Here is a 13,652-nt window from a genome sequence, read left to right as displayed (position 1 = left end):
CGCTTGCCAGACGACCGTGTGACGAGAAGCAGCCTTGGGCGTGCGCCCGCAGCAGGCGTCACTAAGGCAATCCTTTAACCGGGCGTGCATTTTACGCTGCATATGGCGCTGGCTCGGCTAGAGTTCAGCGGTAGTTGAGCGCTTCCAGCCTCCATCAAAATAACGATGGTGGGTGTACTGGCGCAACGATACTATCCGCAGCACTGCCATCCACAACAATTATCAATAAAGAGCGACTCCTTATGTCAAACCGTCAGCCGCTTCGCCCACAGTGGCGAACCACCGCCTTATACAGCGCAATTGCTGCCCTCTGCGCCAACGGCCTATTTGTCGGTCAAGCGGTGGCTGTGCAAGCAGGCTGCGGCCCGACCGTCACTGCTAACCTGGAGCAGTGCACACCATATGACTCACAAATCGTGACCATTGCGGAGGGCGTTACCGTCGGGGCATCCGAAGCACCTGCTGTGCTGTACTTCGGTAATCTAGGCTCATCCGAGGGAGAGGACCTGATTATTGGTAGCCTGACCAACAACGGCAGCATCCTTTCAAGTGGTGTGGGCGAGGACAACTTTAATTCGGAGTTTGGTTTTGTCTTTGACAACAATACCATTGCAGGCGTGCAGATTAACGGTGAGCTGCTGGGCGACTTGACTAACAACGGCCTGATCAGCGCCACCTCGGAAAACCAATCTTCTGGTGGTTCCAGCGCCGCTTTCGGTATCGTGGAACGCGGTGCGCCTGACATGAAAGGCTCGCTGGTCAATCGCCGCACAATCAGTGCCAAAAGCACTATGTTGCAGGGTAGTTCGTATGCCTTTGGCGTCTACATCAATCAGTCGGTCGCTGCGGATGCGTTGATCGATAACCAACTCGGCGGTGAGATCACAGCTACCGCTGAAGGGCTTCAGGCATTCGGCGTAGGTCTGGGTACCCGCGATTTGTCCGGTGAGCTGAAAAATGCTGGACTGATCAGCGCCAGCGCCACTTCGAATGGGGTCGGTGGCCAGGCTTTGGGTGTGATCATCAACAACTTTTCGGGTACGTTGAATAATCGGGGCACAATCACTGCTGGTGTAACCGGTGTTGGCGTAGGCCAGGCAATTGGTGTCCAGATAAGCAATGTGATGGGCGGTGAACTCAATAACTACGGCACGATCGAGGGCGTTTTATCCGGCGCTATTGAGGGGCAGGCATATTCGATCCTGACTCAAAACACCGAGGGTGGCGGCGCCATCAACAACATGACCGGTGGCGTGTTGCGCGGCGCGTTAAGCATTGGTGGCAGCTCGGTAAACGTGATCAACGCCGGGATCATCGATTTACCGATGTTGTCTCAGGCAGCTTATGTCGCCGGGGACTTCACCCAGACCGACTCCGGCGTGCTGCGCCTTATGGCCTCGGGCGACGGCGAAGACGAATACAGCCAAATGCGTGTCGGCGGCACTGCTAGCATCGCCGGCAAGGCCTTCGTTGATGTTAAAGAGGTCAATACGTTGGCCGTGGGGCAAACACTGAACCGGGTGGTCAGTGGGTTTGAACTCACTGGTAACTTTGCCCAGGTCGACGACAACAGTGCGCTGTTCAACTTCCAGAGCATTGCCACTGAAGGTGAAGACGGTCATATCGATTTCAAATTGGTCAAAGCGTTAACCGCCGTCGATGCGGTCGATAGCAATAACAACCCAAGCGCTCGTGGTGCTGCCGGTGCACTCGACACGATTATCGATCGTGGCACCACTAACCCCAACATGCAGACGCTTATCGACGCTTTGGGCCAGCTCGGCACCAGCCAGGAAGTCTCTGATGCTGTTTCTCAGACAACGCCCCTACTTACCGCGAATACCGTCCTCGCCTCGCGTGCGGCGCTTGGCGGTATCAGCCGGGTGATTGAGTCGCGTATTGCATCCAATCGCGGTATGTCGTCAGGCGACGAGTTTTATGGTGATCGTAACGTTTGGCTGAAGCCGTTTGGCTCATGGGCCGAGCAGGATGACCGCAGCGGCGTATCCGGCTTTGACGCCAATACCTCCGGCATTGTGCTGGGTGCTGACGGTACCGTATCTGACAGCACGCGTGTCGGCGTAGCGTTTGCCTATGCCAACTCGAATATCGATGGTAATTCTGACGTTGCGCCTAATAGCGCCGATGTTGATATCTATCAGTTGCTCGGTTATGGCAGCCATAGCCTGGATCAGAATACCGAGTTGAACTTTCAGGTCGGTATTGGCCAAAACAATACGGACGGTAAGCGCGACATTCGCTTCCTCGGCGAAACCGCCAAGGCTGATTACAGCAGCCGCCTGGCCACTGCCGGTATTGGCCTGGCGCGTACGTTCGAGTTGAATGAAAAAACATCGTTCACCCCGTCTGTTCGCACTGACTACACCTGGATCAAAGACGAGAGCTACAACGAGAAAGGCTCCAGCGCCAACCTCAAAGTCGACTCGCAAACCACAGATCAAATGATCGTAGGTTTGGATGGCAAGTTGAGTCATGAATTCATGCCAGGCACCAGCGTTGTAGCTAACCTAGGTGTGGGTTATGACGTCTTGAACAACAATACCAGTATCACTTCTGCATTCGCTGCAGAGCCGGGTACAGGCTTCACCACCCGTGGGCTTGATTCGAGCCCATGGTCTCAGCGTGGCGGCCTTGGGTTGATCCATAGCACCGAGCAAGGTGTCGAAGTGTCTCTACGCTACGACACCGAGCACAGCGAGGGTTTCCTCAATCAAACGGCATCAGTGAAGTTGCGCTGGGATATCTAAGTCCTTCCGAACGTCATATATCCAGGCCCCAGCGTATTAAGTGCGCTGGGGTTTTTTATTGTCTTGGGAAACACCACTGAACCGTTTTAGCGACCGATGGGGAGTACCTGCCCTGATCAGTTGCGTGCGTCATTAAAGGGTGGCGGATCAGCTGGTCGCGCAGGTAGGGCCTCCTTTAGCAGGGCAGGCCATTGTTCAACCCAGCAACAGTGATGATCGAAGCCCTCGACCTTTCTTATCCTCAGTGGCGCGCTGGCCGGGAAGTGCGCGGCGTAAGCGCGCGCAATAGCTGGGCTGATGATGGTGTCCTGGGCGCCGACAAAATGTGTCTGTGGCAACTCTTGCAAATGCCGCCAATCCGCAGAAGGGTTCAGCGAGCCCTCCAGTGGCGATAAGTGCTTTTCCTGGGTCCATAGCTGGTGGTCGAGATTGCCGGCAACCGTAATCAACTGATCCACATCCTCACGCCGCGCCGCCACCAGGCTGGCGACTGCCGCCCCACCGGAATAGCCCACCAGCGTCAGTCGCTCAGAGTTAAATCGCTGCTTAAGCTGGTCGACTGCACTGAGGCTGGCGGCGATCACATCAGGCGAGAAGCGTTGATTCGTCCAATGCTTGCGCTGACAGCTGCGCTTGTCGTTCACAGTGACATACTGGCAAGGCCGCGCCAGATAGACCGCCGTACCCGAAGGGTCGCGCATGGCCAGTTTCAGGCCTACCGGATTCACCGGCGTAGGATCGCGCGAGGGCGTGCTGCTGTTGAGCCATGCCAGGCCATCCCCTTCGATATACACGGTCAACGTCGCGACCTGCTGCAAGCCCTGTGGAACAAAGGCCGTCAGCACAAATTCGCCTGTATCCAGCGTGATGGGCTGCCAGCCCGCGTCAATAGCTAGCAACGCCGCATCAGCTTGACGTTTCTCTAGCCCTGAAGCCGTACAGGCATTCAACAGCAGCGCGAGTATCATGCAGATGCACGTATGCGCCGCATGCGGGAAGTCATTCAAGGCCATAAAGCAAATCGCGCCAGTATTATGATCGATGAGAGTAGGCTGTTATTGCCGACCCATTATCCGAAGCAGGGTCAATGAAGTCGCAGGCATTGAAGCCATCGTAAAAGGTGCCGTTCCCGATGGCGGTATTCATCCAGGCACACCTGCATCAGCAAACTGATCGATGCCCGCAACTGGGCATCCTCGTGGTAGCGGAACAGATAGTCTCCTGCGCTGGTAAGAATCTTCCCGCTCTCGCCTTCTGGCGTTGCAACCTGCAGCACGGCCCTCATCAGTCAAACACTCCGTGGATTTCATCCAGCGTGGGCATGGCTGCCGACACCACAGTGAGCTCAGCGTCGAGGGCAGCCAGCACGCGTGCATAGGCCATCATCCCAACCGAGAGGTCGCCCTTCTCAATAGCGATAACCTTTTGCCGAGTGATGCCAGCCAGAGAAGCAAGAGCAGCCTGAGTCAGCCCACGATTGAGGCGGCGCTGCCGAAGCTGCTGGCCGAGACGCTGAGTGGTAAGGGCGTGGTCCATGTCATGTTTACGTTACAGGATTAAGTAGATGTAACGTCTGCATGACCTTAGCAAAAACCAACACGGCGGCTGAAGCTAAAGCCAGAGCGGGTGCTTAGAGGCGAGTGAGCCGAATAGCCGGAATATTCGGCTCACGCAATAAGCCGAATGTCGTCATTGATTACGTTCGTCCAATTACGCTGACTTTCGGTACTATCCGCCTAACTAAGGATTACCAGGGACAGGAAATGGACTTCACCCCTATCATCGCCCAGGTCTGGGGCATGCTGGCTTGGTTTATCCCAGCCGCACTTCTGATCGGTCTGCTCAAGTCGCCTTGGGCCAAAGGCTATATTGGCGAACTGCTGGTACGTCTGTTCGCTCACTTCCAGCTGGATAAGCAGACCTACCGCCGCCTACACAACGTCACTCTCAGCACGCCAGACGGCACTACGCAGATCGACCACGTATTCCTCTCGCCCTACGGCATCTTCGTGCTGGAAACGAAGAACATGAGCGGCTGGATCTTCGGCAGCGAGAAGCAGGCGCAGTGGACGCAGAAGCTCTACAAACGCACGTTCAAATTCCAGAACCCGCTACGGCAGAACTACAAACATCTCAAAGCCCTGGAAGCAACCCTTGGCGTTGACCCCGAGCACCTGCACTCGGTCATCACCTTTGTCGGCGGCAGCACCTTCAAAACCGAAGTGCCGGCCAACGTGACACAAGGCATTGGATTTATCCGCTATATCAAGTCATTCCAGCAGCCGCTATTCAGCGAGGCTGAAGTCGACGCCATGCTGCACGCCCTGCAAACCGGCCGCCGCGCGCCGACCCTCGCCACCCACCGCGAGCATGTGCAAAACCTCAAGCGCCGTAGCGATCCGACAGCCGAGCGGCAATGCCCGAAATGCGGCAGCGCGCTACTGATTCGCACCGTGAAGTTAGGGGCGAAAGCGGGGCAGCAGTTTTGGGGATGCTCGGCATTCCCCAAGTGCCGAACCATGCAGAGCCTTTAACACTCATCCCTTGATACGCAGGACGCTCATCATGCACTCAAGCAAAAACTGGCTATTGGCGATTGCCGTTACCACGCTCAGCGCTGGCGCACAGGCAGCGGATGATAGCTACAGCTCCTCCTACAGCGCCTGCATGGATGAGTCCGGCGGCGTGACGATGAATATGCTCGATTGCATGGGCAGTGAGACAGAACAGCAAGACGCCCGCCTCAACCAAAACTACAAAGCGGCCATGCAAGCGCTAACACCCGCCCAGCAAACACAACTGCGCGACGCGCAGCGGCTGTGGATCAAATTCCGCGATACCGACTGCACCCTACTCGGCAGCCTCACGGGCGGCAGCATTGACCGCATTAACAGCGCCTCGTGCTTTCTGGATATGACTAAGCAACGCGCCGATGATCTTGGGCGTTTGGTCGAGCCGAGCCTGTGACTGCGGATCGCCCCTAACAACACATTCACCTTGCTCCTGGAACTGCAATGTCCGTCCCTACCTACGACCAGTTTATTGAGCCGATCCTGCGCTACCTTGCAGCCACCCCCGAAGGCGCGACAGCACGTGACGCCCATGAGGCCGCTGCTGATGCGCTGAACCTATCGGAAGCACAGCGCCAAGAGCTGATTGCCAGCGGCCAGGCTACGTACAAGAACCGTGCAGGCTGGGCCCATGACCGCCTCAAGCGCGCCGGCCTGTCCAGCAGCACCAAGCGTGGGTACTGGAAGCTGACTGACGCAGGTATTACCTATGCCGTGCAGCACCCCGTCCCTCTGACTGCGGACAAGGTCGAACAGCTCGCCATTGGCTTTATGAATGTAAAACTCAAGACCCCGACTGATGCTGTCTCACTCGACGGACAAGAACATCCTGCGCCTGCCGCCAGCTCAGCCACTGTCAGCCCTGATGATCGTTTGGAGCAGGCTTTGCGTGAACTACGCGAGGCAACGGCTGCAGACCTGTTGGATAGTCTTCTGCAAGTTAGCCCCAACCGCTTTGAAGTTATCGTACTGGATGTGCTGCACAGCCTTGGCTACGGTGCCAGCCGGAACGACCTGCAGCGTGTTGGCGGCAGCGGTGATGGTGGTATCGACGGGGTGATTTCGCTCGATAAGCTCGGACTAGAAAAGGTCTACGTCCAAGCCAAACGCTGGCAAGGCACAGTTGGCCGCCCAGAGCTACAAGCCTTCTACGGCGCACTCGCCGGGCAGAAAGCGAAGCGCGGCGTATTTATCACCACCTCAGGTTTCACAGCACAGGCAATCGACTTTGCTCGCTCTGTAGAAGGCATGGTGCTGGTTGATGGCAGTCGGCTAGTCAACTTGATGATGGATCACGAGGTTGGTGTAACGTCGCGCCTACTTAAGCTTCCAAAGCTGGATAGCGACTACTTCGATGAGGAATGACTGGGAGAAAATAGTTATCTCCCTTTGCGTGAGCTAAAGGAAAGGAGTCCAAACTTGATCGTTCGCATTAATAGTCTTAAGCAGTTCGGTATTTTCAACGATTTCAATGGCACGAAGATTCAGAATTTCGGCAAGTACAATCTTATCTATGGTTGGAACGGGACAGGGAAATCAACCCTGTCAAATCTGTTTTCGTGCTTTGAGCTTCGCTCGCTGGTTCCCCGTTTCAGTGCCGGTCAGTTCTCAATCGCTTTAGAAGACGGCTCAACCATCACGGAAACGACTCTTCCATCGTCCCGACTAAACATCCATGTGTTCAATCAACGTTTTATTCACGAGAACATTGATTGGGATAAGTCTGTGAAAAGCATTCTTCTCATTGCAAAAGAGAAGATTGATGACTTACAAAAACTGGAGAGACTGAAGGGGGAACTTCAATCAAAAAAGAAGTCCTACGATGAAAAGATAAGCGATGTCAAAAAACAACGTGAAGCACTGGATAAGTTTCTGACCAATACAGCAAAGAAAATGAAGCTTGGGCTTCAAGCAGTTGACACGAGCGATAGCTACTACCTAAATTATGACCGCCGCAAGCTCTCTGCTTTTATTCAGCAAAACAGTGCGGAAATTTTCAAAGTAGAGTCGGTTCTTCCAGATAACAAAATTATTGACCTGACGAATGCAGCCAAGCCCGACCAGCTTCCAAGCATAACTTTCGCCTCAACGGCTATTGAACCGGACTATTTTAAGAAAGCGGCAATTCGCCTCAGGAACTTGATCGGGACGACAGCCGTCAATCAAGCCATCCAAAGACTAACTGACAATCCCGATATACGCGAGTGGGTTCAAACCGGTTTAGAAATCCATAAACAACATGACTCGCAATCCTGCGAATTCTGCGGTTCCCCTTTCACCCAGCTTCGTACCGAAGCACTTGCTGCTCACTTCAGTAAAGAGTTTACAGACTTCCAAAACCGGCTGCAGAACGCCGCAACCTGGATTGAGTCTCAAGGTGCCCCAATCAATCAAATACCCGCACCCACGGCGTTTTATAAAGAACTATCTGCTGACTTTGAGAAGCTTCAGAAGGAGTACACATCTGCTGCTGAGAAGATCAACCAGCAAGTGCAAGGATGGCGGGAAGCTCTGAAAGCCAAAATTACAGACCCCGCCAAGACAGACATCCAGATTTCAGATGTAATTGAGGAGGATGTCACAAACTTTAATGAGACGCTGAAATCTATCATCGCGCTCGTCGAAAAGCACAACAATAAGACTTCAAACTTTAAGTTTGAGACCTCAAAAAGCAAAGTAAAACTGGAGCTTCACTTTGCTGCGGCCGAGGTACAAGAGTTTGACTATTCTGGAAGTGAGAAAAATTGCAATAATCTTGAGGCTGAGGCAAAGCTTGACTACAAGGAAATTGAAAAACTCGACCAAGAGGTCGCAGCAATAGAGGCGCTGCTCTCAAATGAGACGGTTGGGGCAAAGGAGTTCAATGACACCTTACACCGCTTCATTGGCCGCTCTGAGCTCTGCCTTAATTTCAACCAAAAGAAAAAGGGCTATGAAATAATAAGAAATGGATTAGGCGAGCATGATGGCAACTTGAGCGAAGGAGAGAAGACGGCGATTGCATTTGTCTACTTTATAACTAAGCTCAAAGAAAACGGAAACAACATAAAAGATACGATTGTCGTCGTCGATGACCCGGTCTCAAGTTTTGACTCCAACCATTTGTTTCACGCCTACTCATTTCTGAGAACTCAATGCACAGACGCAAAACAGCTTTTTGTATTAACTCACAACTTCACTTACTTCAAGCTGGTGAGAGACTGGTTTAGTGGGATGAACAGAAACAGGAGTAAAAAAGACAAGCCGGAGAACTGCTTCTTCTATCGACTGGATGCACCACCTGGCTCGCCCCGCCATTCGTTGCTTGTTGACGCCGATGATTCGCTGAAAAACTACGGATCTGAGTATCACTACATCTTCAAGAAGCTCTATGAGTACAGGTCGCATAAAACGCTTAACAGAGATGAAGCTTTCTTAACTGCAAATCTAGCCCGCAAGCTAATTGAGTCGTTCTTTACCTTCAAATATCCAAAGCGGAGAAACGACATCAGCCAGCTAATGGATGTTGGACTCAAAGATTGCACCATCACGACACCGGAGCTCAAAGAAAAAATCTACCGTTTTATAAACAAGTATTCGCATAGCGACGTAATTGAAATAACCGAGGAGTCGTCTGAAAATTTGGCAGGCGAAAGCCATAGCGTCATCGGCAACATTTTTCAGTGGATGGAAGAAGTAGACAAGAAGCATTATGACGAAATGACTCAAGTTGCGACGGCCTGATGGTATGCAAAGTAAAACTTGTCTCTTGAGAAGATCGAATAAGACGCGGTAGCCGGGTGCCAGATACCACGCGGATTAGCGAATTTGGTTAAGCCTGCATCTGACGGGAAGCGAAACCTGACCGTTTCGCGGTACAAAAAACAGTACACTGACGGTACAGTGCCCAGCTTTCACAGATTCCGCTCAATTACGCTTAACCCGCTCTACGACGCTACTTTCAGCTCACTGTACCTGCGCTAAGCTACGCCCGATTTCACTGGGCTTACAGCGTTTCTAGGCAACTCATAATCCTTTGGTCCACGGTTCGAGTCCGTGTGGGCCCACCACCTTTAAAGCCGCGCACTGTGCGGCTTTTTCGTTCCTGCCTCTCAGCTATTCTGCTTTTCTACAAATGCAGTAAATGCAACCAGCGGCAGCGGTTTACTGAACAGGTAACCCTGAAACTGCGTACAGCCATTGCCTAGCAAAAACTGTTGTTGCGCCTGAGTTTCCACGCCTTCAGCAATCACCGTCATGCCCATGCTTTGCGCCAGGGCGATTACGGTGCGCACGATGGCTTGGCTGTTGGCATCGGTGAGCACGTCGCTGATAAACGAGCGGTCGATTTTCAGGGTATTGAGGGGCAGACGCTTGAGGTGGCTGAGGGAGGAGAAGCCGGTGCCGAAGTCGTCCAAAGAGAAGCGCACGCCACGCTCGACCAGCGCGGCCATTTTGCGCATCAGGTCGTCGATGTCGTGGACGATCAGGGTTTCGGTCAGTTCCAGCTCAAGCTGCCGTGCATCGATGGCGTGGGTTTCGATAAGCCCGAGCATATCGGTGACAAAGCTGGCCTGGCGAAACTGCTTCTGGCTGATATTTACCGCCAGGCTGATGTCGCGGTAAAGCGGGTCGTCTTTCCAGGCGTGCAGCTGGGTCAAGGCTTGTTCCAGCACCCATTGACCAATAGGGATGATCAGCCCGGTTTTCTCAGCATGGTCAATAAACTCAGCGGGCGGTACCAGCCCGCGCTGTGGGTGCTGCCAACGGATTAGCACTTCGGCGCCGATAACCTTGCCGGCGCTGTTCAGTTGCGGTTGGTAGTGCAGCACAAACTGTTGCTCACGCAGCGCAGCGTGTAGGTCGCGGTCGAGCACCGAACGTTCTGCGGCATCACTTTGCAGAATGTGCAGCAGGGCAAACAGCATCAGCATGGCCGCCACGCTTTGCACCCAAGAGCCGGCCGTGCGCACGTCATCCGGCAGGTGATAGGCGCTGGTTGGGCTCCAAGATGAGGAGGCCAGCACGGTAAATAAAGCGAGGCATATCAGCGCAACACCGTAACGTAGCCACAGGCGCTCATCGCGGAAGGCTATCAGCGCCGCCACCGCAATCGGCAGCAGATACAGGTGGGTCGCGCGCGGTGCGGCGGCTGTGTGGGGGTCCATCAACAAGGTGGTGCCAACAATCACCAGAATGATCACGCCGAACAACAACAAGTTAGCCAGACGCACCCGATTACGCAGGGTGAGGATGAATACGCCGAGACCGCAGAGGATCATCAGCAGGTCCATGAGGACGATGCCCCACTCGCCGCGCAGGCTGAAGAAGATGCCCCAGAAGCTACCGACCAGCAGCAATACCAGGCTGGCGAGCATGCGCATACGCCGCTCACGGCGCTGGCCAATCAGCGCCAGATCAGGCGAATGCCAGAGCTTGATGATCTGTTTGATAAAGGCTGGAAGGACGGTCATTAAAAGTCCCTGAATGGCCTGTAGCTTCGCGAAGATAGCCGTCCGAGTGCATGCCTGCGCTGCGGCTTATCAGTCAGTCGTGTTGAGTGTAGACGCCGCGGCTAAGGCTTTATGTGCGATTACACGATGCGTGGTGCATAGGCCGTATTTACGCGCCGCAGCGCTCATCCACGACACTGCTGCGACCAACCAGGCGATTGCGACCCAGCTCTTTGCCGCAATACAGGCGCTGGTCGGCGCAGCGGTAAAGCTGCTCGGCGGTAATGCCATCGACAGGCCATTCGGCCAGGCCGAAGGTTGCGGACAGCGAAATCTCCTGGTCGCCATAACGCATCGGCTGGCTACACAGCTGCTCGCGCAGCGCGTCCACCAGCAGTTCAGCGCCCTGACCATCGGTATTGCGCAACAGCAAACCGAACTCTTCCCCCCCTAAACGGCCGAGGGTATCGGTGGCGCGCAGGCGCTGGCTAAGGCTGTTGCAGATATACCGCAGGGCCTGATCGCCAGCATCATGACCATATTGATCATTAACCCTTTTAAAGTGATCTACATCCAACACCGCCAGCACCAGCTTGGCCTCGCTGCGATGCGCCTCACGGATGCTCTGTTCCAGGCTCTGCTGGAAACTGCCACGGCTGGCGACACCGGTCAGGGCGTCTGTGCGCGCCATATGTTGCAGCTGCTGGTAGGCAGCGGCGCGGCGGGCTTCGTAGAGATAAACGAACACCAGGATCATCAACCCGCAGAACACCGCATTACCCAAATCGATCAGCCCTTCGGCATCCATCTGGATCGAATATGTATACAGGTACAGCAGGCAGGCACCGATGATAAACGGCAGCGACAGCAGGCTGCCGCGCTTACGCCCCAGCAGCAGATAGGACAGCACAGGGATGCTGTAGACCCAGACGAAGGCAGTCTTGGAGGCATTGGGGATAACGATGATGTACAGCAGAAAACTGAAGGTCGGCAGCAGGTAGAGGTAGATCCAGGGCAGCAGGTTGCGCACCCTGACAATGCGCCAAGCCCCCCACAGCAATATCAACGTGCCCACCAACTCGAAGCTGGCAAACAGGTAGTTACCGGCCACAAATTGCAGTGCACAGAACACGCCAAGGGTCAGCCCGGTGGCCGCAAAAATCATACGTATCAGCGAGCGCTGGCCTGCGTCCTGCAAGTCGTCTACGGCTGCGCTGTTGCCACTGCCGAGCTGGGTTCGCGGTCGAAAAAACATAGTTCAATGCTTTATGGATAGCGGTTTGGTGGCTCACTGTGCCTCAACTGCTAGGGCCTTGGCCAGCCAGGCAGCGTGCAGGCGCTGACCACGGACGGTTGACTTGCCCGCCAAAGTCCTTAAAGTGCCGCCCCATGCACACACACATTTGCCCAATTTCCGCGTTCTATTACGCCCTGCCCCCTCTCACCAGGCGGTAGATGCGTTGTTGCATGTCCGATCCGCCTGAGGCGGCCCGGATAGCACACCCTCCTTCCAGTCTCCTCAGGTTTTTGCCTTAACCAGGAGACAGTTATGCCGCGTAACACCCTTGATCTACTCGACCAGCTGGATGCCCGTGGCTTTGTCCACCAGAGCACCGATCTCGACGGCCTGCGCCTGGCGCTAAACCAAGGCCCGATCACCTTCTACCTCGGCTTTGATGCCACGGCAGACAGCCTGCACGTCGGCCATTTGCAGGCGCTGATGCTGATGCGCCACCTGCAACGCGCCGGGCACAAACCAATCCTGCTGATCGGCGGCGCCACCACGCGCATCGGTGACCCGAGCTTTCGCGACAGCAGCCGACCGGTGCTGACTGAGGCGCAAATCCAACACAACATCGCCGGGATTACCGGCTGCTTTGCCCGCTACATCCAACTGGGTGATGGCCCCAGCGACGGCCTGGTGGTGGACAACGCCGACTGGCTGGACGGTATCGGCTACCTGCAGTTTCTCGATCAGGTCGGCCGGCACTTCTCCATCAACCGCCTACTGACCTTCGATGCGGTGCGCAACCGCCTGGAGCGTGAGCACTCGCTGAGCTTTCAGGAGTTCGGCTACACCCTGCTGCAGGCCCATGACTTCACCGAACTGGCGCGCCGGCACAACTGCACCCTGCAACTGGGCGGCGCCGACCAGTGGGCGAATATCATCAACGGCGTGGAGCTGGGCCGGCGCCAGGGTTGCCAGCCGTTGTTCGGCCTGACCATGCCGCTGCTGACCACCCGTGACGGGCGTAAGATGGGCAAATCCGCCAGCGGCGCGGTGTGGCTCAATGGCGACAAGCTCTCGCCTTACGAATTCTGGCAGTTCTGGCGCAATTGCGACGACGCCGACGTAGGGCGCTTTCTCGCGCTGTTCAGCGAGCTGCCACTGGATGAGGTATCGCGTTTGAGCGCCCTTGAAGGTGCTGAGCTGAATCAGGCGAAAATCGTTCTGGCCAACGCCGCCACCGCTCTGGCCCACGGCGAGCAGGCCGCCCGCGATGCCGAAGCCACCGCCCAAGCGCTGTTTACGGCGCAGAATAGCGATGCCGAGCTGCCGCAGCTAAGCGTGAGCGCGGAAGACCTGGCGAGCGGTTTAAGCCTGACCGATCTGCTGCTGCGCCATGAGCTACAGCCCTCACGCAGCGCAGTGCGCCGCCTGGCGAGCGGCGGCGGTCTGCTGCTGGATGGCGAACGGCAGAGCAACCCGGACCAACCGCTGCAGGCCTGGCAACTGGGAAGGCGGCTAAGCCTGGGCAAGAAGCGCCATTACCTGTTGCAGGCGCAGTAACTGCACGGGCACAACAGCGGCAACCTGGAGTGAATCGGAGCTGAATGCCGAGTAGCCGTGGGATGGCGTTCCGTGCCGCGAGCCCGGTGTA

Annotated in this window: 10 protein-coding genes and 1 pseudogene; 6 read left to right on the top strand and 5 right to left on the bottom strand. The window is 55.4% G+C overall.

Annotated features, from left to right (window positions below; genetic code table 11):
• The first annotated feature begins 134 nt into the window (after positions 1-134).
• Positions 135-2,768: an autotransporter family protein gene (locus AC0J6G_RS18675; protein ID WP_475250334.1), complete on the top strand. Its 2,634-nt coding sequence runs from the start codon at positions 135-137 to the stop codon at positions 2,766-2,768.
• A gap of 116 nt (positions 2,769-2,884) precedes the next feature.
• Here AC0J6G_RS18675 and AC0J6G_RS18670 read toward each other — a convergent pair whose 3' ends face one another.
• The 3 genes and pseudogenes from AC0J6G_RS18670 to AC0J6G_RS18660 form a co-directional block, all read right to left on the bottom strand.
• The gene (locus AC0J6G_RS18670) at positions 2,885-3,736 is read right to left on the bottom strand and encodes an alpha/beta fold hydrolase (RefSeq protein WP_475250332.1); all 852 of its coding nucleotides are present in this window, start codon (positions 3,734-3,736) and stop codon (positions 2,885-2,887) included.
• Between the two features lie 152 nt (positions 3,737-3,888).
• Positions 3,889-4,053: pseudogene (locus tag AC0J6G_RS18665) on the bottom strand (type II toxin-antitoxin system HipA family toxin); the annotation flags it as partial.
• Complete coding sequence (locus AC0J6G_RS18660) at positions 4,053-4,304, bottom strand: helix-turn-helix transcriptional regulator (RefSeq protein WP_475250330.1); 252 nt, start codon at positions 4,302-4,304, stop codon at positions 4,053-4,055. The gene AC0J6G_RS18660 and the pseudogene AC0J6G_RS18665, both read right to left, overlap by 1 nt.
• A gap of 227 nt (positions 4,305-4,531) precedes the next feature.
• Between AC0J6G_RS18660 and AC0J6G_RS18655 the strand changes: the two genes are divergently transcribed.
• Genes AC0J6G_RS18655 through AC0J6G_RS18640 form a run of 4 tightly spaced genes read left to right on the top strand, consistent with a single transcriptional unit; the run spans position 4,532 to position 9,061 of the window.
• Positions 4,532-5,302 (top strand): nuclease-related domain-containing protein, encoded by a 771-nt coding sequence (locus AC0J6G_RS18655; RefSeq protein ID WP_475250328.1) that lies wholly within the window; start codon positions 4,532-4,534, stop codon positions 5,300-5,302.
• A gap of 31 nt (positions 5,303-5,333) precedes the next feature.
• Positions 5,334-5,735, top strand: a complete 402-nt coding sequence (locus AC0J6G_RS18650) for a lysozyme inhibitor LprI family protein (protein WP_475250326.1) — start codon at positions 5,334-5,336, stop codon at positions 5,733-5,735.
• 47 nt (positions 5,736-5,782) lie between these two features.
• Positions 5,783-6,703, top strand: coding sequence for a restriction endonuclease (locus tag AC0J6G_RS18645; RefSeq protein ID WP_475250325.1), 921 nt, complete (start codon positions 5,783-5,785; stop codon positions 6,701-6,703).
• A gap of 54 nt (positions 6,704-6,757) precedes the next feature.
• Entirely contained in the window at positions 6,758-9,061 is a 2,304-nt protein-coding gene (locus AC0J6G_RS18640; RefSeq protein ID WP_475250323.1) for an ATP-binding protein, read from the top strand.
• Positions 9,062-9,429: 368 nt separating this feature from the next.
• Here AC0J6G_RS18640 and AC0J6G_RS18635 read toward each other — a convergent pair whose 3' ends face one another.
• Together AC0J6G_RS18635 and AC0J6G_RS18630 are read right to left on the bottom strand one after the other, a co-directional pair.
• Positions 9,430-10,791, bottom strand: coding sequence for a putative bifunctional diguanylate cyclase/phosphodiesterase (locus tag AC0J6G_RS18635; RefSeq protein WP_475250321.1), 1,362 nt, complete (start codon positions 10,789-10,791; stop codon positions 9,430-9,432).
• Between the two features lie 148 nt (positions 10,792-10,939).
• Positions 10,940-12,025: a GGDEF domain-containing protein gene (locus AC0J6G_RS18630; protein ID WP_475250319.1), complete on the bottom strand. Its 1,086-nt coding sequence runs from the start codon at positions 12,023-12,025 to the stop codon at positions 10,940-10,942.
• 294 nt (positions 12,026-12,319) lie between these two features.
• On the opposite strand from AC0J6G_RS18630, the gene tyrS reads away from it, so the two are divergent.
• The gene (tyrS, locus tag AC0J6G_RS18625) at positions 12,320-13,561 is read left to right on the top strand and encodes a tyrosine--tRNA ligase (RefSeq protein WP_475250316.1); all 1,242 of its coding nucleotides are present in this window, start codon (positions 12,320-12,322) and stop codon (positions 13,559-13,561) included.
• Positions 13,562-13,652: the final 91 nt, after the last annotated feature.

This window comes from Pseudomonas sp. TS_SC_3 (assembly GCF_056156225.1).
This window is presented reverse-complemented; position numbering and strand designations above follow the sequence as displayed.

Excerpts from the sequence above, each read along its gene's own strand:
- AC0J6G_RS18670 (WP_475250332.1), bottom strand. The coding sequence starts at position 3,736 with ATGATACTCGCGCTGCTGTTGAATGCCTGTACGGCTTCAGGGCTAGAG.
- AC0J6G_RS18660 (WP_475250330.1), bottom strand. The coding sequence starts at position 4,304 with ATGGACCACGCCCTTACCACTCAGCGTCTCGGCCAGCAGCTTCGGCAG.
- AC0J6G_RS18655 (WP_475250328.1), top strand. The coding sequence starts at position 4,532 with ATGGACTTCACCCCTATCATCGCCCAGGTCTGGGGCATGCTGGCTTGG.
- AC0J6G_RS18650 (WP_475250326.1), top strand. The coding sequence starts at position 5,334 with ATGCACTCAAGCAAAAACTGGCTATTGGCGATTGCCGTTACCACGCTC.
- AC0J6G_RS18645 (WP_475250325.1), top strand. The coding sequence starts at position 5,783 with ATGTCCGTCCCTACCTACGACCAGTTTATTGAGCCGATCCTGCGCTAC.
- AC0J6G_RS18635 (WP_475250321.1), bottom strand. The coding sequence starts at position 10,791 with ATGACCGTCCTTCCAGCCTTTATCAAACAGATCATCAAGCTCTGGCAT.
- AC0J6G_RS18630 (WP_475250319.1), bottom strand. The coding sequence starts at position 12,025 with ATGTTTTTTCGACCGCGAACCCAGCTCGGCAGTGGCAACAGCGCAGCC.
- tyrS (WP_475250316.1), top strand. The coding sequence starts at position 12,320 with ATGCCGCGTAACACCCTTGATCTACTCGACCAGCTGGATGCCCGTGGC.